Raw genomic sequence first — 18,284 nt, 5'->3', positions numbered from 1 at the left:
AACACCTGTTCATAGATTATTCACAGTATAAATAGCTTGGTTTGAGTGACAAATTTGGTAGCCATTACCATCATCAAAATTTACCTGTACTTGGCTTAAAGACAAACTAGTGTTAGTATAAATAAGTCCGCTGGGCAATTTAAAGGTAAAGGTATCGCCTTGCAACTGTTTGTTAAGCGGTGCTACACCAAAAACAGTTTTACTATCGTAAGGGTTGCGACCAGCGACATCAAATATTTGGTCATTGCTTACCGTAACATCGCCATTGCTTACGGCATTAGTTTTATACTGTTGGTAATTGTAATAAAGTGCTGCCAAAAGCACATCTTCTGTGGCATTATCTTGTTGGGTCTCAAGATTATCGAATACCACATTGGGTGCCGTCATATTTTGGGCTACCGTACCCACACGCATGGTATAGAGCGAACCATACAACGATTGCCATTGTGTTTGGTCTACCAGATTATCTGTATCGATAACGCCATCGTAAGCTTCCACGTTGTTAAAGCGAATCCCAAATTCTTTAAGAAAGCCTGTGGTGACTTTAGTTTTATCGATATTACCAAAGATGTGTTCCATTCTATCATAGTAATCAGTGTTTTGCGTATGACCTTGAAAAAAGGCAATACAAAGCCCTGTAAAAACGAGTAGTTTTTTCATAAATAATTGTTTTAAGATTAGTAATTAAAAAATGTTATGGTGCATATTGAACGTCAAATCGTCCTTCTGTTATGTTTATTATTTCGCAATCATCTGTAACCGTAGAAAATTCAAATGTTCCTGAGATTATATAGTTAATATCATCGAAATATGTAATAATCATTGAGCCTTGATAGGTATCATCTATATCATAGAAACAATTTACGGAGTCACCCAATAGACAACAAATGAATTGTTTATAAGTGAGTATTCAGTATCGATAATCAATGGGCCGTTAGCCAATAAGCTTATGGATAAACTTTCATTGTCATCATCAAAATCAGCACCAATTTGTAATTGAAGTTGTTGATAAAAAGCACCTATCTCACTTGAGTTAGTAATTGATACAGGAATTCCATTAAATAAGTAACCTATAGTATTCTCACCAGTCTGTGTTGGCGGTGGCAGTTGGTCTATTGGGTCATTAGAGCTGTTATCGTCATCGTTGTTGCAGCTTGTGGTGCTTAATAGTAAAATTGAGAAGAATAAAGAGATTCCTCGACAGGCTCGGAATGACAATGGTGTTTTTATTTTTTTCATAGCTAATATGATTTGGTTTTTATTACTAATGAAGTTAAGGATTGGTTTGTGCCCTTTTATGCGTAGTTATACGTATTTGCATAATTTTAACATTTATTTGATAACTTGGTGTTTACGTTAACTCTTTGAGGAAATCTTAACAGAAGCCATATTTGATTTACTTGGTTCTGATGAAATAAAATTAAATGTAACCAAGGCCTTTGCCGAAGATAGATTAAGTAAATCTACTTTAAAGAAGTTAAAAGCAACTTCTTAATTATAAAGAAAGGATAATAAAAAAAGAAACCACAATTACTAAAATTGTGGTTTTTTTATTGTTAGGATTGATTAATAAATATTGCTGACAATATGTTATATAATAGTTAGGGTTTTTAATAAATAGCACATTTATTTACTGCTAATATAGTATTACCCTTTAAGTTCAAACCTTTTTTTGGTTAAAGTTATTTTTAATCTCGTTGAGTGAAATTTTAGTGCGCTTTTTGTCGTTAAAAAACACTTGCGATACTAAATTTATTTTTCAAGCAATCTTAGTATAGCATTAAGCTCTTTTTCTTCTGATGCAAAACTCAATGTATAATCTTTGTAACCTTCTTTAAAAACTTTAATCTGGTAATCTAAATATGGCTTTATTCTAAAGTTATACGTAGCATCTTTGTTTGTTATTTGTCTTTCAACTTCATTTCCTTCGCTATCTAAAAGAATTACTGTAGAATGAGGTAGAATTTTATCCTCTTCAGAAATAACTATTCCATTGAGCTCATTATACACAGCTCTAGATTGAAATCTGTACAAATTAAAGGCATTATTCTTATTGTCCTTATTTGATGAAAAAACACCCTTTCTTTCATCTATAAAGACAAAGGCTATTTCATCTTTCTCTGAATTTACCGAATAACCTAAATTTCTTGGTAACGTATAGTTAGAATCAGCCACTGTAGATAAAAAGATATCGTAACCACCAAAACTGTTATGCCCTTTTGATGAAAAGAACAGTTCCGAGCCGTTTTTAGCTGTGTGAGGATACTTTTCGTCCTCTGAAGTGTTGATAGTTCGTCCTAAATTTTCTGGTGTGCCGAGGCTACCATCTTCATAAATCTTAGCTTTATAGATATCGAAGCCTCCAAAACCACCTTGCATGTTAGATGAGAAATATAAAAATTTACCATCTTTTGAAACATGAGGATTTTCAACTGAATAATCAGCACTACTAACAGCCAATTCCATTTCATTAATCCACTTACCGTAGGAGTCCTTTTCTAATTCTGCTTTATATAACTTATAATTTAATGAGTTATTTCGCTGGCTTCTTGTATAGTAAATAGTATGCTCATCTGGGGAAAAGGCCACCTGTCCTTCATTATCTTTTGTATTTAATATACGGCTAAACAATAACGGTTGGGATAACTCGCCGTAGGCCTTAATGTCTGTACAAAATAGATCTGTATACGGCTCGTTGGTAATTGGATCTACGCCATTACCAAGTGCTCCAATTTTTTTAGAAGACACTATAACCAACTTTTTTCTAAAGGTGGTACATGCAATTTCAGAATATTTTGAATTAATTTTTGAAATATTTACAGCATAGGCATAGCCCGTTTTGTTGGCTTTATCGGCTTTCTTTTTTTCAGGATCTGTTGTACTAAATGAAAGGTGTGTACAAAACATTAGTGCTGTTACTAGCAAAAGCAGTGTAGTTTTCATAATGTAGGGATTATGGATTAATTACACTACCAAATTAGTATTATAAAATTGTGGATTGGATTTTGACTCTTTATTTTAGACGAGTCTTGTCATTTTTTCGACAACAATTCTAATTATTCCAATTTCTTCGATGAAATAACAGACGATTAAGTGTTGTTTAAACCTAGTAGTTCTTCAATATAATCTCTAGAATTTGATAAACGCGGTACTTTATGTTGCCCACCGAGCTTGTTGTTTTGCTTTAACCAATCGTAGAAAAGATTGGTCCTTGCACAATGAATTTTTGGTTTATTTAAGGTCATATTATTATAGCGCTTGGCTTCATAGTCAGAGTTGAGCGCCTTTAGTGCATTATCAAACAACTCTTCAAAATAAGACATGTTTGTTGGAGGTGTTTTAAACTCAATAATCCACTCGTGTGCACCTTTTTCTTTGCCTTTCATAAAAATTGGTGCTGCCGTATAATCTACAATCTCAGCTGCAGTTTTTTTGCAAACCTTCTTTAGAGCATCTTCTGCGTTTTCAATGATAAGTTCTTCACCAAAGGCGTTAATGTGGTGTTTAGTTCTACCAGATACTTTAATTCGGTGTGGTTTTAAACTCACAAATCTAATGGTATCGCCTATTTGGTAGCGCCAAAGACCTGCATTTGTTGTGATAACAACAGCGTAATTTTTTCCTAATTCTACATCGCTAAGCGGAATGACTTTTTGATCTTTTGTACCGTAAGTGTCCATGGGAATGAACTCGTAAAAAATACCATAATCCAACATTAACAACAAATCGCCTGAATAGTTCTGGTCTTGTAAGGCAAAGAACCCTTCAGAAGCATTGTAGATTTCATAGTACTTAAATTCCTTTTTGGGCAATATGGCTCTATACTGTTCTATGTACGGATTGAAACTGACTCCACCATGAAAGTATACTTCGAGGTTTGGCCAAATATCAAAAAGATTATCCTTTCCTGTCTTATCCAATACGTTATTTAATAGTACTAACATCCATGATGGTACACCAGCTAAACTCGTTACATTTTCTTCTATGGTTTCCTCTACAATAGCTTGCATCTTAGATTCCCACTCACTCATTAAGGACACCTTACTGCTTGGCGTACTACTAAACTCTGCCCAAAATGGCATATTATCTATAAGAATAGCACTTAAATCCCCAAACACAGTTCCATTTTCTTTATAAAGCTCCTTGCTTCCACCTAAGCGAAGACTTTTACCAGTAAAAAGCTGTGCGTTTTCGTTGTTGTTAAGATACATACACAACAAGTCTTTGCTGGCTGCATAATGGCAATCTTCCAAAGATTCTGTACTTACAGGAATAAATTTACTTTTAGAACTAGTCGTTCCGCTAGATTTTGCAAACCATTTTATTGGCCTGGGCCAAAAAATATTTTGTTCCCCTTGACGAGAACGCTCTATCATAGGCTGAACATCTTCATAACTCACTATAGGTAAACGCTCGTTAAACTCCTTATAGGTTTTTATAGATGCAAAATCATAGGTCTTACCAATCTCTGTATCCTTAGCAAACTTTAACAGACTAAAAAGCAATTCGTTTTGTACTTCGTTTGGGTATTTTAAAAACAAATCAATTTGATGAAATCGTTTTTTTAAAAACCACGAAGCAATAGAATTTACAATAGGAATTGGCATGGATTGGTTATCTTTACTCGCCAAGCGAGATTTTTTTCATTTAAATAAATTTAAAGCTTTTACAAGAATATTCTTAAAAAGGCTTAATGGCTAAAAATAATAAAATTCTTTTATGATTTATACAGGTGTCCTCACTAAAATGCAGACTGAATTTATAGAACCCATTCAATATTATTTAGTGTTTGAAAGTGATTTTATACATATGAATCAACTGATTAACAAAACTATTGAAATTAAACATGTTGGGCATCAATGTTTAAGTTGTGGACTAGACAAGCCTATTTACAGACAAGGCTTTTGTAAAAGTTGTTTTTTTGACAAGCCTGTTGCTGGTGATTGGATAATGCGACCTGAACTAAGCACAGCACATTTAGGCAAAGAAGATAGAGATTTAGATTACGAAAAAAAGGTACAACTACAACCACATATCGTGTACCTTGCTAACTCTAGCAATGTTAAAGTTGGTGTTACCAGAAAAAGCCAAGTCCCAACGCGTTGGATAGACCAAGGCGCTCATGAAGCTATTGAAATTGTTGAAGTACCAAACCGCTATTTAGCTGGTATTACAGAAGTCGCTTTAAAAGAGCATGTCGCAGATAAAACCAATTGGCGAAAAATGCTTAGAAATGATAATGCGGATGAAGATTTAACTGAATGGAGACAGCGTTTAAAGACCTACATTCCCGATGAGGTTAAAGATTACTTTATAGAAAATAATACTGAGACCCATCTTAATTTTCCGGTAGAACACTACCCTGAAAAACCTAAGAGTTTAAATATACAAAAGCAGGTTATTTATACAGGAAAACTTGTTGGTATCAAAGGACAATACCTCATTTTTGAAGACAATACTGTATTTAACATAAGGGCTAACGAAGGCCTTGTAGTAAACTTAAGCGTTCTGTAAAACAGAGTGTTAGTATTGCGTTAAAATTATTTTTGTTTAAGTTTTTATTCTTAAATTTAAACAAAAAAGATGAAGCAGTCACCATTTATTTACATTGCAATTACTACGATGCTTTTAATTACCATCACAATAATGTGCGCTATGGATTTCCCTTTTAATTGGGTATTCTATCTTACGGTTATAGGCCAAATTTTAGTTGTTGTTATGGTATATAAAGTATTGAAAGACAATTACTCTACAGACAAAACTTTTGAGCATTTTTATGAAGACCGTCCAATTGAACCAATAGAAGTTAGAGCAGAAAACGAAAAATTTAGATAGTCTATGACTATATACAACGAAAAAAGAGCAACAAATTATTGTTGCTCTTTTTGAACTTCTAAATCTAAATCAAATATTTCAAGATTATTATTCCTCATTATAAAGAAAACGAAGATGATGATGTTATTTAATAAATTTATCTAATTGCTGCCTTAAAAATTCATTTTCTTTTTCCAATTGTTCAATATGTTTTTGATATGCTTTTCTTTCATATTCGAAACTAGTATTGCCATTAAAGAAATTCAGAGCATTTTTTTCATCAAAAGAAAGAAGTTCTACCAAACTAATTTTTAATATTTTTGATATTTCCTCTAAACGATTATAATCAACTTTTGCTTGATTGGTCTCAATATTACTATAAGTTTTTTGACTAATACCTAATTCATTAGCTAGATACTCCTGAGAATATCCCCTAAGTTCTCTCGTTTTTTTAATTTTCCACCCAATCATTATTTTAACTTTTCTGTCTAATGTATTGAAAAGGTATAAACTATACCTAAAATATTATGATGAAATTTTTTAAAAAATATATTTTTAGTTTCATATTAACTTTTAAAACTGTTTTATAATGAAATTTAAATTTTTTAAATCAAATTCTGTTTCTCAGAACATTTTTTTATTTTTTATAACATGTGTTTTAATAGCTTCTTGTACAACTGAAAATACTGAATCAGACGAAAACATGAGAAACTTAGAAAAAGGGATTAATCTAGAAATGAACGAATTAGTTTCAGAAGCTAAAAAATTTGGTGACGGCTTTAATCATAGTAATCCCGATTTCAACAGTATAAAAGAAGAAGACTTACAAGGTACTTTATTAGCAAGCATTAATTTAATTAAGTCTTATGGTATAACTGAAAGTTAAATTATATCTGAATTTGGTTCGTTAGATCATTCTAGTATCATCTTGGCTGGCATGGGAATTTTAAGAATAGAAACTGCTGCTAATGAAGGAATTGAATTAGTTGATACTGATGGTGTTAGTTTACTAACTGGTGAAATGTACAATTCAAGTAAAACGTTGAATATTGCTACTCATAAAAGTGAAGTTTTTGATTGCGCAATGCAAGCTTTAGGAATTACTGCTTTAGGTGAATTAATATCTAATGGGGTAAATGGCATGAGTGGTGGTGCAGCTAGAAAATTCCTCAAAAGGGTTTTAGTGAGATATATGGGCTGGGTTGGTGCTGGTATAGCAGTATATGAATTTGGAGATTGTATGAATTGGTGGTAATTAAGGCTTTACACGATGAAAACAAAAATTAAAATACCGTACATCCTTTTATCAATATTTTTAATAGCCGTTATTATATACAATGTTATTGGCCCAAACTTTGATTATAGTCAAATGAGTACTTATGATAAATTAAAAGCATTTTTCGTTTTATTGGCTTTGAGCATTTACCTAGTACTCGGTATTAAATCTGTAATAAAACCTAATGAAAATACCTAAATACAAAAAAGAGCAACAAATTATTGTTGCTCTTTTAATATTTTAAAAATAAAAAGCTAGAGACTTAGATGTTTTCTGCGTCTCTTAAACTTTGAATATATTCTGCTTTTTGAATCTCTCTTCTTCTCTTAACAGATGGTTTAGTGAAATAACGAGACTCTCTTAAGTTTTGCATTATCTGTACATTTCTGTGCTTACGCTTATAACGCTTAAGAGCTCTTTCTATATTCTCTCCTTCTTTGATTTCTATTTTAATCATCTATCGCTAGTTTTTATTATCTAATTCTTGCAAATGGTCGGCAAATATAGGCTAACTATTTTAAAATAAAAAATTATTTCCTTCAATAATCAACAAATTCATCTTTACCTTTCTAAATTAAGCTTTTAGTTGTTTTTTTAAGCAAAAAAACCAATGGTATCAGCCCAAGTATGTCTTTAAAATCTTGCTCTTGCTAGCATGTCGCAATCGTCTAATTCCTTTTTCTCTTATTTGTCTTACGCGCTCTCGAGTAAGGTCGTAAATGCTACCTATTTCTTCTAAAGTCATTGGTGGCTGGTTTCCAATACCAAAGTTAAGACGAATAACATCACTCTCCTTTTGGGTTAAGGTTTCTAGTGCTCGCTCTATCTCTGTATTTAAGGATGCACGCATTAGATTTTTATCTGGCCTTGGAGATTCATTCTCGCTTACAACATCATAAAGACTAAAGGTTTCTCCCTCTTTTAGCGGTGCATCCATAGATAAATGACGTCCAGAATTTTTCATAGATTGTTTTACCTCTCGCGTACTTATATCTAACTCTCTTGCTATTTCTTCGGCATTTGGTGGTCTCTGATGTATTTGTTCTAAGTGCGAAAAAGTTTTGTTTATTTTATTTATAGTACCAATCTTATTTAATGGTAAACGTACAATACGAGATTGCTCAGCTAAAGCTTGAAGTATAGCTTGTCTTATCCACCAAACAGCATAAGAAATAAACTTAAAACCTCTGGTTTCATCAAAACGTTTTGCCGCTTTTACTAAACCTGCATTACCTTCATTAATTAAATCTGGAAGTTTTAATCCTTGATTTTGATATTGTTTTGCAACCGAAACCACAAATCTTAGGTTGGCGGTCGTTAACTTATCTAGGGCATCTTGGTCTCCTTTTTTTATACGTTGCGCTAACTCTACCTCTTCATCTGCCGTAATTAAAGGTATTTTACTTATGTCTTGTAAATATTTGTCTAGGGATTTGTCTTCTCTGTTAGTTACCTGTTTGGTAATCTTAAGTTGCCTCATGTAGTTTTCTAAAATTTTGTGAACCTATATTATAATCAAATAATCTAGATAAACAAGCATTTTGAGGAATAATTAACAGAAACTAATCACAAAAAAGTAGTTTTTACTTAAAATCAGTTCTTTTTTGTAGAATCCGGAGCCTTTTTGTCTTTTTTGTTCTTTTTTCCACCTAAAATATTTCCTAATACATTTCCAACACCTTCTTTTATGGCATCCTTAGGATCTTTCTTAGTGCTATCTGTTTTAACAGTGGTTGAATCTGTTTTTGTGCTATTATTTCCACCTAAAACATTACCTAGAAGATCGTTGATTTTATCCTTACCCTTACCAATCAATTTTTGCTTTTGAATTTCTACTAACTGTTTAGTTAAATTAGAAACACCACTTGTTAGATCTGTTGTAATTGCTGGGCTAGAAAATGTACCTCCAATATTTGCTGTAACAGGTATTGAGATTTTATTAACCTCACCATCATTAATTTGGCCAATTAAGCGATTAACATCGCTACCCAAATATTTGGCTGGTACTTGCAATACCGCATTATAATTCATTGTATTAGTAAAACTATGCGAACCCGAAACCTCAATTGGTATATCCTTATATTTTAACGTAAATGGTTTTACGCTCACTTGTCCGTTTTTAAAACTCAGTTTAGTTTTTATATCTTTTTGAAGCTGATTAAAGTCTATAAAATCTAACTTGCTATCTAAACCAGACAGCAAAGGACTTTTACTAACATCTACATTAGAAGTCAATATTTCTGCCAAAGCATTACCTGAAATTGTAGCTAAATCTGGTGAGAAGTTTTCATCTAAAAGCCCACTCACATCAATAGTAGAGTTCAATTTTCCTTGCACTACTTTTGCTATTGGAGCCAAAGCCTGTAGCATCTCCAAATCTTTGAATGATTGTGAAATATCAAATTGCTGCATGGCCAATTTCATATCAAATTTTGGCTTCGCTTCTTTAGTATTTACATTACCAGAAATACCTAACTGACCATTGAATACATCTGTAGTCATATTACTTAAATTGGCATTCTGGTCTTTGATAGATAGTTGTCCTTTGACGTTTTTTAAATTTAAATTATCATAAATAACTGTCTTAGCATTTGCCGTAATGGTGCAATCTAAAAAGTCTGGAATCTTAAGCGATTCTGAATCTGAAGTTGTTTTATTTGATGTTTCTGAAGCAGATTCATCTTCTACCATAAAGTCTGAAATTGCAAACATATTAGAATTTACATTAAAACTTCCTTGAAGCTTCTTGTCACTCAATAAAAACCCAAGTAGGTTATTAATAGTACCTGTTGCCGAAAAATCGCTTGTACCTGTTTGTGCATCAAAATTATTGAGGTTTACTGTCCCTGGCTTAAAAGTAAGGTTGGCTTTATTTATTTGAATAGGATTTACAATGTCTTCAGAAGAAAACACAAAATCTGATATAGACACACTTCCGTTGTTTTTGATACGCTGATAGGCATTGGTTTCAATAGCCTCCATATCAAAAGAGGTGTTGAGTTTTCCTTTTAAAATACCACTTAACTGATTTTCTAATTCTACAGGATATGCTTTGGTTATATTAGCCAAATTTAAAACTCCATCTAAGTTAGCACTCACCAACATATTGCCTGTAAGGTTTTTTATGTGAGCTTCAGACTTAAACACATCTTCATCTATCTTAAAATCTAACTGATTTAAGTCTACATAGGTGTCATCAGCATTTCCTGTTGTATTCTTTACCGATGCATTAATCATAATATTCCTAACGCTTTTTGGTAAATCTGGATATTTAAATGATGCGTCATCAGACTCTATATTAATGTCTAATGTTGGTATAGTTTCTTCAGACACTAAACCTTTTATAACACCATTAACCGTGAAATTCCCTGTGGTCTCTACGTTTTCAATATTCTTGGCATAAGCTTCTGGTATTACCGCTAAAAAGTCTTTAAATGATGATTCTGGATTTTTAAATGTAATATCAATCTGCTGCCCTTCTTCTACAATTTGCACAAACCCTTCAAACTCTAATGGCAATGCATTAATAAAGCCTTTATTTTCTTTGAAGGTGTATTTGTTTTGCTCCAAATCCATTCCGATTAAAGCATCTAATTTTATACTATTATTACTCAAATATTGCGTGCTATCTATGGACATGCTAATTTTTGCTTCGGTTTTAGTATCTAACTCTGAGACTTCACCAGAAAAAATACCTTTACCGTTATGATTAATTTCGGTAGCATACAACTTGGTATTAGTACCCTCATCTATATAAGTAAAAGCACTATTGTTCAGTTCATAGTTTTGAATATCAAAGCTAAAACCAGAAGATTGTTCTTCAGAATCGGGTGCTGCTGAAGCATCTTCATCTTGTTTTACAATATCATAATTTGTAGTTCCGTTTTTATTAGTTTTTAGGGTTAATAACAATTCATCTGCTATAATTTCATTAACCACCAACGGTTCGTCAGAACCTTTAAACAATTCGCCTATTGACATTTCAAAAGACAAGGCTTTTGCTGTTGCCAACGTTTCATCCTTAAAAGGTGCTCTATTTACAATTTTAAGATTCTCTACACTAACTTCTGCACTAGGAAAACTAGAAATTAGGCTTAAACTAACATCATCAAAACTTAAATCTGCATCTAAATTTTCATCCGCATAATTCTGCACAATCGCATCTATTTTAGACTCTAAAACAAATGGTACTGCAATAAGAACGGCAATAAATATTAGTAAAATGATTCCGACAATCTTTAAAAATTTCTTCATGGTTATAGTGTATAGCTTTATTTATAATACGCAAAGTTGTGGAGAATAGTTGTACTTTTAAGAAACTTTAGCAAGACTTTAATGATTTAATAACAGTTAGGTGAGATCAATCTCTTCGTTAACCTTGAGTTTAAATCGTTTTCTAAAAAGGTACACTCCCAAATACAAGAATGGAGTGTCAAAAAATGCCACTAAGACTTTAAACAAAAATCCACTAATCAATAATCCTTTGAAGCTAGACCATGGCAAAACTTCAAAATAGCACAACAAACTTATTATCGATAATGTATCTACAAACTGGGAAATCCAAGTAGAAAAATTGTTACGCAACCAGAGGTGTTTTCCTTTTGTGAGGTTTTTCCAAAAGTGGTAAATTCTAATATCTACAAATTGAGCAAACAAGTACGCAAACATGCTAGAACCAACTGCTATAATGGTTTTGCTAAATACAAATTTAAAAGTTTCATCATTTAATGGCGAATTATCTAATGCTGGCACACTGTCTGCCGCCAAAATAACACCAACCGAGAATAAGGACGCAAAAATGCCTGCCACAACAACATCATTGGCTCGCTTCTTACCATAAATCTCACTAATTAAATCAGTAATTAAAAATGTAATTGGATAAGGCAGGATACCTACCGAAATTTCGAACAATTTGCTACCAAAAACTTCAACATCTACAGGATACCAATAAAAAAACTTCTGAAAAATAAGGTTAGACACTACCAAAGAGGTTATGAAAAGACTTCCGAGTAAAAGGTAGATGCGTTGGGCTAAAAGTTTGTCTTTTAATGACATTAAAAATGGTTAATAAATTGTTGCAGTAAAGATAACCTATTAATTTTTGTTTTAGTTATTTTGCTAATCGCATGACGGCAAGCAAAAAGGTTTACATAGCATTAGGAAGTAACAAAGGTAATAAGTTAGAACACTTGCAACTGTCCATTGATGCTATTTTTGAAAGGGTTGGTACAATCCGTAAAATTTCTAAAGTCTATGAAACTCCTGCCTTAGGTTTTGAAGGTGATAATTTCTATAATGCTTGTATTAAGATTGAAACCGAATTAAAACCTAAAAAACTACTACGAATCCTTAAGCAAATTGAAGCTGATTTAGGCAGAACTACCAAAAAGTCTGACACTTATGAGTCTCGTGAGATTGATTTAGATATTTTGTTTTATGGAGATGAAACCTTTAAAGACACTACTTTAGAAATTCCACATCCTCATCTACATAAACGTAGATTTGTTTTACAACCACTTTGTGATATCGCTAAAGACATAGAACATCCTACTTTAAACAAGAAAGTATCGGATTTATCTGAAGAATGTGATGACAACTCTGAAATTGAACCTATAAAAATTTGGCTTAAAAACCCAATGAAGCTTTTTAATTTTGGCAACTATAATTTTATAGCTATTGAAGGTAATATTGGTGCAGGCAAAACCAGTTTATCAAACAAATTAGCACAAGATTTTAATGCTAAATTGATATTAGAACGTTTTGCTGACAATCCGTTTTTACCAAAATTTTATAAAGAGCCAGAGCGTTATGCTTTTACGCTAGAAATGTCTTTTTTGGCAGATCGTTACCAGCAAATTAGTGACGATTTATCGCAGTTAGATCTCTTTAAAGATTTTATGGTAAGCGATTACGATGTACACAAATCACTGATATTTTCTAAAGTCACTTTAGCCGAAGATGAGTTTAGATTATACAGAAAATTATTTTACCAAGTCTATAAAGATATTGCCAGACCAGATTTATACGTCTACCTCTACCAAAATACCGAACGTTTACAAGCCAACATAAAAAAGCGTGGTCGTAAATACGAAAAGGAAATACAAGACGACTATCTTGAAAAAATAAATGCAGGTTATCTCAACTTCTTACGAAACCAAACCGAGCTGAACGTAAAAATCATTGATATTTCAGATAAGGATTTTGTGAAAAATCGTGAAGATTATTTGTGGTTATTGAATGAAATAAACTCTTAATTTATGTCATCCTGAACTCGTTTCAGGATCTAATATTATAATATAAATAACGACGTAACGATTTGGCTATTGTCATCTAAAATCACCTCATTTAGTATTTTAAATTCTTTAACCTTTAAATTAAAAGGCTCTGCTAACACATCTACTCCACTATGGTGCTTTAATCTGTTTTGGCTATTAGTAATAATATCAATATTGGGTATAAATTCCCCAACAGGAATATGTTCTGTTAGTATGATATATTTATAAACACTTAATTTGTCTAAAATTTGTTGAATCTCTTGGTTAGACAAATGCTGAAGCACTTGCCTAATAATTACACAATCTGCTTTTGGCAAATCATCTTTAGCAATATCCAGACATTCAAAGGTTAAATGGTCTGCTTTAAATAATCGCTGGTTTCTTTCTATTAAACCTTCTACGATATCTATAGCAACATAAGCTTTTGTAAACGGAACGAGGGCTTTACCAACATTAAAATCTCCACAACCCAAATCGCAAACCGAAAGTTGATTATCATGGGATTTTAAAAAATCGGTTACGCTATCAATATAAGGTTGAATAATTTTAGGATTGTGAGAGCCTTCTCCTGAGTAGAAATCTGAATCGTTTCCTCCCCAAAAATGCTGCTCATAAATCTGCTCCATAACCGCTTTGGTTGGCCATGGTGTTTTATGTTTTTTAGAGGTCATTATTTAAAATAAGCCAACAATTCAGCCTTTTTAGATGCAGATACCATAATTTCTTTTCCGTTACTTAGAATAACGCTTCCCCCTTTTCCTTTTACATACTTTACCACTTCATTTACATTAACTAAATAACTTTTATGCACTCTGGCGAAGTTGCCGTCTTTTAGGCTTTCTTCAATATATTTTAGAGTCTTGCTTACCAGCTTTTTCTTGTTGTTGTTTAGGTAAATTTCGGTGTAGTTATCGTCAGCTTTGCAATACATAATGTCTGCTGTTTCTATAACCTCAAAACCATCTTGTTGTGGTAAGGTTATTTTTCCATTTACAGCATTGGTTTTTGGCACCAACACTTGGTCTTGTAGTGCTTCTTCTTTCGATTTTATTTCTGTGACATAATCAACCGCTTTTATAAGTTCGTCTATAGAAATCGGCTTCATTAAATAGTACGATGCATGTGCATTTAAAGCCTCTATGGCATAATGATTATAAGCTGTAACAAAAATGGTTTCAAAATCTATATGACCAACTTTATCTAATAAATCGAACGCATTACCATATGGCATTTCTACATCCAGAAAAACTACATCCAAGTCATTATTTCTTATAAGCACCAAAGCTTCTTCTACATTAGCAGCTTCGCCTACAATTGAAATATTTGGGCAGTATTTGTTAAGATAATTTCGCAGAATAGCTCTGCTTGTTTCTTCGTCCTCTACTAGTATTGTGTTTAGTTTCATGTTATACTTCCTGCGAAAGCAGGAATCTTTTTTAGTTTAACTTCCTTACTTAATGACTTCGACAAGCTCAGTCTGACAACCCAAAATAGAATGCATTAATCTTTTTTTAAAGTCACCACAACTTTAGTACCTGCATCTTCTTCAGATTGTTGAAAATCTTCAATCGTTACATCTACCTTGTCTTTGTACATTTCGTTTAAAATTGCTACACGCTTCTTAATGTTGTTCATCCCTTTAGAATTCTGCTTTTTCTGATTCTCAGTCTTCATTTGTTTAGAACGTGTTCTACCTATTCCGTCGTCTGAAATGGTAATTGTAATTTCGTCTTTTGATTTTGGTTTTATAGCAATATTTAGATGTCCTTTTTCTTTTTTGTAACGTAAGCCATGCCATACTGCATTTTCGATATAAGGCTGTAGTAACATTGGTGGAATTTGAAATTCCTCAACATTTACACTTTCGTCTACATCTATAGAATACTCAAACTTATCTTGAAATCTAAAATGCTCTAATTTAGTGTACAGCTGAAGCAATTCGATTTCCTTTTTTAGTGGAATAAAATCTTCCTCACTATTCTCTAAAACAGCACGCATTAACTGCGAAAAATCAGACAAATATTTATTTGCTGTACGCTCATCGTTAGTTGCAATAAAACTATTCACAGAGTTTAAGGCATTAAAAATAAAGTGGGGATTCATCTGGCTTCTCAAAGATTTTAATGCCAAAAGATTATTTGCCAAACGTTGTTGCTTTATGTATTTGTACATTAAAAATCCTGTGATTAGAAACAACACCAATCCGCCAAGCAAAGAATAAATGATTAACTGCTGACGTTTGTTGCGCTCTTGTGTAAGCTCGTACTTGCTTTTGGATAAGGCTCTATCGCTTTCTAAAGATGTAATTCTGTTTTGTTGTTCTGCTATATTTCTGCTAAAACGAGCTGCTTGGGATATTTCTTGAACCTTCTTAGCATACAATTCGTCAACAGTGTTTTTATATTCATTTAGCCATTTAAGCCCTTCTTCTGCATCACCAGCATCAATTAAAGCTTCAGACAGTTTTCTGGTCGCATCTTTTTTTACATCCAAGTCTTCCTTTTTATCAGCTTCTTCAATACTCTTTTTAAATGATGGAATGGCATTGTCCAAATCATTATTTAGCAAATAAGCATTACCTAATTTATAATTTTGCTTTTGTGATGTTAATGGACTCTCATTAGGTAAAACAGAGTCTTTTTCTATGTCTTCAAGTGTTTCCAGAACATCTTTTCTTATTTGAATTTCACTATCATAATCACGATTTAAACTATTGAATTCTGCAACTTTTACCTGTTCTTCTACAGCGCGTTTTTTGTTTTCTTTTTTTGCTAACTTAAGTGAATTGTTATAGAAACCCTTTGCTTTTTCTACTTCACCTTTTGCGTTATACGCTTGTGCAATTTTAGAGTTTAAATCGGTAACCTTTGGTGCTATTAAATGCGTCTTAGCAATCTCTAATCCCTTTTCATAAGAACTTATAGCTTGTTGCGTGTTTTTTAATTTTAAGTAAGCATCACCCAGGCCTTCGTACAACACCGTTTTTTCGTAATTAGACAGATCCTTTTCATTAAGACTTTTATAAGTATCAATACTTTTTTGATACTCTTCATTCTTGGTATAAGCATCTGCCAATTTCAGTTTAGACGAGGCCATTTCAAAATTCTGAAGACTAACTTTATAGGCAGATATAGCAAGATCGTATTGTTTCCAATAGACATAAACATCACCTAATAGCTCGTGCGCTTCTGCACTTTGTCTCAATGAAACATTATATTTTAATGCATCACCTACGTACTTTATACTTTTTGCGGCATCTTTCTTTAAGTACGCATCTGCTGAATCAATCATTTTGTTAAATTGCCTTACAACATCATCTGATCCAATACTTTTATAACGTCCTTTGTTTTGTTCTTCTACCAATATTGTAATTCGCTCATCATTTAAAACAGTGTAACGCACGGTTTCAAAATCGTTGTGCATTATGGTAAGTTCATCGCCTACTCTTGCCTTTACAACAAACTTTCCAAAAACATCTGTACGTGTATATCTACCATCATTTACCTGTATGCTTACGTTGTCAATCGGTTCTCTTGAATCTTTTAAATAAACTGATCCTCTTACCGTGAAAAAAGTGTCTTCACTTTTAGTTTTGGTAGAGTTGCTTTGTCCAAAACTCAAAAGCGTAAAAAGGGCTAAAAATATGAGGTTATATGTATTAATGGTTTTTATCAAAATAAGGTATTAATAGGACTAACTTACATACTTTATTTGGTATCAAAAAATGGTAACTTCAATTTTACTGTCTTTCAACCCAAAAATTATAAGGGTTAACTCATTTAAGATTTTACTTCACTCATTAACTGGTGTCCTTTACTCATTCTAGATTTTTATTTCTCTTTTTTCAGCAGAGTTTTACTGCTCATTAATCAAAACATAAATTCAAAATGAAAAAATTTAATCTGGCAGTTCTGCTTCTCTTTTTATGGGCTAACTCTATAACTGCACAACACAAAGGAAACTACAACCAAATTACGCAAGACATTTCTAGACAAAATATTTTAACCTCAGGAAATGCCAACATTTACAACCCAACGGTTCAACATCAGATGAACAAAACACTCCATCCAAGTGATGTGCTTACCATAGATGTAAAAGCATTACAAAATGTGAGCGCTTCAACGTACACAGCTATTTTCAATTTGTCTCAAATTGGTGAAACCGCTGAATCTACTAATGCGCTCATGAAAGAGCGTATAGACAACATCAAAACCAGATTAAACACTCTCGGAATTACCGAAAAAGACTTTGCAATTGATGTTATTTCCTTCGTACCTGTGTACGAGGTAGAAGTCACAAAAAAGTTATTCAGTAAAACGTACACTGAAGTACCAAAAGGCTTTGAATTACAACAAAATATTCATATTCAATTTACTAAAACCAGTCAATTTGAAGGCATTCTGGAAGCTTGTGCCAAAAGTGAAGTTTACAACTTAGTTAAGGTTGATTATTTTATTGAAAATATTCAGGAAGTTTATAAAAATCTTCAAAATCAATTATTAAAACTCATTACAGAGAAAAAAGCATACTATACAACACTAGGCTTTGACATGGCTAACTACGATGTTAAAATTGCAGATGACAAATACTGTTATTTTCCAAAAGATTTCTACCAAAGTTACCAAGCCTATAACAGTATTTCTTTTGAAGCTTTAAAAACCAATAAAGGTGTTAGCAGCGCCAAAAAGCAAACGTCTTATTATTACCAACCACTTACCTATGAGCAATATGATATTGTGGTAAATCCATCGATATTAGAACCTGTTGTTCAAATAGGAATGAACATAAAACTTTTCTACACACCAAAACCTAAAGAGCAAAAGCCACAAACTGTTACAAAAAACGAAATTGACCATAAATACTATGTGATTTCGCCTAATGGCACTATAGATGTAAAAGAATTAAACACAAAAAATTAA

19 protein-coding genes are annotated in these 18,284 nt (G+C 32.5%); 6 read left to right on the top strand and 13 right to left on the bottom strand.

Features of this window, described 5'->3' with window-relative positions; all coding sequences use genetic code 11:
• Nucleotides 1-9: 9 nt before the first annotated feature.
• The 5 genes from BWZ20_RS10820 to BWZ20_RS10800 all read right to left on the bottom strand — a co-directional run bounded on the left by BWZ20_RS10820 (nt 10) and on the right by BWZ20_RS10800 (nt 4,607).
• A complete protein-coding gene (locus BWZ20_RS10820) occupies nt 10-660 on the bottom strand; it encodes a hypothetical protein (RefSeq protein ID WP_076619918.1) in 651 nt (216 codons plus the stop codon).
• A gap of 34 nt (nt 661-694) precedes the next feature.
• A complete protein-coding gene (locus tag BWZ20_RS15535; protein WP_262508117.1) occupies nt 695-823 on the bottom strand; it encodes a hypothetical protein in 129 nt (42 codons plus the stop codon).
• A 38-nt stretch (nt 824-861) separates the two neighbouring features.
• Entirely contained in the window at nt 862-1,239 is a 378-nt protein-coding gene (locus tag BWZ20_RS10810; RefSeq protein WP_076619914.1) for a hypothetical protein, read from the bottom strand.
• 513 nt (nt 1,240-1,752) lie between these two features.
• Nucleotides 1,753-2,943 (bottom strand): carboxypeptidase-like regulatory domain-containing protein, encoded by a 1,191-nt coding sequence (locus BWZ20_RS10805; protein ID WP_076619912.1) that lies wholly within the window; start codon nt 2,941-2,943, stop codon nt 1,753-1,755.
• A 146-nt stretch (nt 2,944-3,089) separates the two neighbouring features.
• Nucleotides 3,090-4,607 carry a GH3 auxin-responsive promoter family protein gene (locus tag BWZ20_RS10800; RefSeq protein ID WP_076621334.1) on the bottom strand — a complete coding sequence of 506 codons (1,518 nt, stop codon included), beginning with the start codon at nt 4,605-4,607 and terminating at the stop codon, nt 3,090-3,092.
• 112 nt (nt 4,608-4,719) lie between these two features.
• Here BWZ20_RS10800 and BWZ20_RS10795 point away from each other — a divergent pair, with 112 nt between their 5' ends.
• Both BWZ20_RS10795 and BWZ20_RS10790 read left to right on the top strand, forming a co-directional pair.
• Nucleotides 4,720-5,514 (top strand): DUF2797 domain-containing protein, encoded by a 795-nt coding sequence (locus BWZ20_RS10795; protein WP_076619910.1) that lies wholly within the window; start codon nt 4,720-4,722, stop codon nt 5,512-5,514.
• 69 nt (nt 5,515-5,583) lie between these two features.
• Entirely contained in the window at nt 5,584-5,835 is a 252-nt protein-coding gene (locus BWZ20_RS10790; RefSeq protein WP_076619907.1) for a DUF2101 family protein, read from the top strand.
• A gap of 123 nt (nt 5,836-5,958) precedes the next feature.
• On the opposite strand, the gene BWZ20_RS10785 is transcribed toward BWZ20_RS10790, so the two are convergent.
• Nucleotides 5,959-6,285: a helix-turn-helix domain-containing protein gene (locus BWZ20_RS10785; protein ID WP_076619906.1), complete on the bottom strand. Its 327-nt coding sequence runs from the start codon at nt 6,283-6,285 to the stop codon at nt 5,959-5,961.
• Between the two features lie 232 nt (nt 6,286-6,517).
• On the opposite strand from BWZ20_RS10785, the gene BWZ20_RS15305 reads away from it, so the two are divergent.
• Both BWZ20_RS15305 and BWZ20_RS10775 read left to right on the top strand, forming a co-directional pair.
• Nucleotides 6,518-6,700 carry a hypothetical protein gene (locus tag BWZ20_RS15305; protein ID WP_157358390.1) on the top strand — a complete coding sequence of 61 codons (183 nt, stop codon included), beginning with the start codon at nt 6,518-6,520 and terminating at the stop codon, nt 6,698-6,700.
• 51 nt (nt 6,701-6,751) lie between these two features.
• Complete coding sequence (locus BWZ20_RS10775) at nt 6,752-7,069, top strand: hypothetical protein (RefSeq protein ID WP_076619902.1); 318 nt, start codon at nt 6,752-6,754, stop codon at nt 7,067-7,069.
• Nucleotides 7,070-7,352: 283 nt separating this feature from the next.
• Here BWZ20_RS10775 and rpsU read toward each other — a convergent pair whose 3' ends face one another.
• The 4 genes from rpsU to BWZ20_RS10750 form a co-directional block, all read right to left on the bottom strand.
• Nucleotides 7,353-7,547: a 30S ribosomal protein S21 gene (gene rpsU / locus BWZ20_RS10765; protein WP_076619898.1), complete on the bottom strand. Its 195-nt coding sequence runs from the start codon at nt 7,545-7,547 to the stop codon at nt 7,353-7,355.
• A gap of 159 nt (nt 7,548-7,706) precedes the next feature.
• Nucleotides 7,707-8,570: an RNA polymerase sigma factor RpoD/SigA gene (locus tag BWZ20_RS10760; protein ID WP_076619896.1), complete on the bottom strand. Its 864-nt coding sequence runs from the start codon at nt 8,568-8,570 to the stop codon at nt 7,707-7,709.
• A 113-nt stretch (nt 8,571-8,683) separates the two neighbouring features.
• A complete protein-coding gene (locus BWZ20_RS10755) occupies nt 8,684-11,344 on the bottom strand; it encodes an AsmA family protein (RefSeq protein WP_076619894.1) in 2,661 nt (886 codons plus the stop codon).
• A 96-nt stretch (nt 11,345-11,440) separates the two neighbouring features.
• On the bottom strand, nt 11,441-12,145 hold the full coding sequence (locus BWZ20_RS10750) for a queuosine precursor transporter (protein WP_076619892.1): 705 nt from the start codon (nt 12,143-12,145) through the stop codon (nt 11,441-11,443).
• A gap of 71 nt (nt 12,146-12,216) precedes the next feature.
• On the opposite strand from BWZ20_RS10750, the gene folK reads away from it, so the two are divergent.
• Nucleotides 12,217-13,344, top strand: coding sequence for a 2-amino-4-hydroxy-6-hydroxymethyldihydropteridine diphosphokinase (folK, locus tag BWZ20_RS10745; RefSeq protein ID WP_076619890.1), 1,128 nt, complete (start codon nt 12,217-12,219; stop codon nt 13,342-13,344).
• Between the two features lie 35 nt (nt 13,345-13,379).
• Here folK and BWZ20_RS10740 read toward each other — a convergent pair whose 3' ends face one another.
• The 3 genes from BWZ20_RS10740 to BWZ20_RS10730 all read right to left on the bottom strand — a co-directional run bounded on the left by BWZ20_RS10740 (nt 13,380) and on the right by BWZ20_RS10730 (nt 17,040).
• Nucleotides 13,380-14,036 carry a class I SAM-dependent methyltransferase gene (locus tag BWZ20_RS10740; protein ID WP_076619888.1) on the bottom strand — a complete coding sequence of 219 codons (657 nt, stop codon included), beginning with the start codon at nt 14,034-14,036 and terminating at the stop codon, nt 13,380-13,382.
• Nucleotides 14,036-14,770 carry a LytR/AlgR family response regulator transcription factor gene (locus tag BWZ20_RS10735; RefSeq protein ID WP_076619886.1) on the bottom strand — a complete coding sequence of 245 codons (735 nt, stop codon included), beginning with the start codon at nt 14,768-14,770 and terminating at the stop codon, nt 14,036-14,038. The genes BWZ20_RS10740 and BWZ20_RS10735 overlap by 1 nt, the downstream gene beginning before the upstream one ends.
• A gap of 95 nt (nt 14,771-14,865) precedes the next feature.
• Nucleotides 14,866-17,040 (bottom strand): histidine kinase, encoded by a 2,175-nt coding sequence (locus tag BWZ20_RS10730; RefSeq protein WP_157358389.1) that lies wholly within the window; start codon nt 17,038-17,040, stop codon nt 14,866-14,868.
• A gap of 212 nt (nt 17,041-17,252) precedes the next feature.
• Here BWZ20_RS10730 and BWZ20_RS10725 point away from each other — a divergent pair, with 212 nt between their 5' ends.
• Complete coding sequence (locus BWZ20_RS10725) at nt 17,253-18,284, top strand: SIMPL domain-containing protein (RefSeq protein WP_076619884.1); 1,032 nt, start codon at nt 17,253-17,255, stop codon at nt 18,282-18,284.

The sequence above is a fragment of the Winogradskyella sp. J14-2 genome, assembly GCF_001971725.1.
In the GTDB taxonomy this organism is placed as follows: domain Bacteria; phylum Bacteroidota; class Bacteroidia; order Flavobacteriales; family Flavobacteriaceae; genus Winogradskyella.
The sequence above is the reverse complement of the archived record's forward strand: the minus strand, read 5'-3'. Positions and strand labels throughout refer to the sequence as shown.

Excerpts from the sequence above, each read along its gene's own strand:
- BWZ20_RS10735 (WP_076619886.1), bottom strand. The coding sequence starts at position 14,770 with ATGAAACTAAACACAATACTAGTAGAGGACGAAGAAACAAGCAGAGCT.
- rpsU (WP_076619898.1), bottom strand. The coding sequence starts at position 7,547 with ATGATTAAAATAGAAATCAAAGAAGGAGAGAATATAGAAAGAGCTCTT.
- BWZ20_RS10790 (WP_076619907.1), top strand. The coding sequence starts at position 5,584 with ATGAAGCAGTCACCATTTATTTACATTGCAATTACTACGATGCTTTTA.
- BWZ20_RS10785 (WP_076619906.1), bottom strand. The coding sequence starts at position 6,285 with ATGATTGGGTGGAAAATTAAAAAAACGAGAGAACTTAGGGGATATTCT.
- BWZ20_RS10755 (WP_076619894.1), bottom strand. The coding sequence starts at position 11,344 with ATGAAGAAATTTTTAAAGATTGTCGGAATCATTTTACTAATATTTATT.
- BWZ20_RS10795 (WP_076619910.1), top strand. The coding sequence starts at position 4,720 with ATGATTTATACAGGTGTCCTCACTAAAATGCAGACTGAATTTATAGAA.
- BWZ20_RS10725 (WP_076619884.1), top strand. The coding sequence starts at position 17,253 with ATGAAAAAATTTAATCTGGCAGTTCTGCTTCTCTTTTTATGGGCTAAC.
- BWZ20_RS10805 (WP_076619912.1), bottom strand. The coding sequence starts at position 2,943 with ATGAAAACTACACTGCTTTTGCTAGTAACAGCACTAATGTTTTGTACA.
- BWZ20_RS10810 (WP_076619914.1), bottom strand. The coding sequence starts at position 1,239 with ATGAAAAAAATAAAAACACCATTGTCATTCCGAGCCTGTCGAGGAATC.
- BWZ20_RS10800 (WP_076621334.1), bottom strand. The coding sequence starts at position 4,607 with ATGCCAATTCCTATTGTAAATTCTATTGCTTCGTGGTTTTTAAAAAAA.
- BWZ20_RS10760 (WP_076619896.1), bottom strand. The coding sequence starts at position 8,570 with ATGAGGCAACTTAAGATTACCAAACAGGTAACTAACAGAGAAGACAAA.
- folK (WP_076619890.1), top strand. The coding sequence starts at position 12,217 with ATGACGGCAAGCAAAAAGGTTTACATAGCATTAGGAAGTAACAAAGGT.
- BWZ20_RS10820 (WP_076619918.1), bottom strand. The coding sequence starts at position 660 with ATGAAAAAACTACTCGTTTTTACAGGGCTTTGTATTGCCTTTTTTCAA.
- BWZ20_RS15305 (WP_157358390.1), top strand. The coding sequence starts at position 6,518 with ATGAGAAACTTAGAAAAAGGGATTAATCTAGAAATGAACGAATTAGTT.
- BWZ20_RS10750 (WP_076619892.1), bottom strand. The coding sequence starts at position 12,145 with ATGTCATTAAAAGACAAACTTTTAGCCCAACGCATCTACCTTTTACTC.
- BWZ20_RS15535 (WP_262508117.1), bottom strand. The coding sequence starts at position 823 with ATGATTATTACATATTTCGATGATATTAACTATATAATCTCAGGAACA.
- BWZ20_RS10775 (WP_076619902.1), top strand. The coding sequence starts at position 6,752 with ATGGGAATTTTAAGAATAGAAACTGCTGCTAATGAAGGAATTGAATTA.
- BWZ20_RS10740 (WP_076619888.1), bottom strand. The coding sequence starts at position 14,036 with ATGACCTCTAAAAAACATAAAACACCATGGCCAACCAAAGCGGTTATG.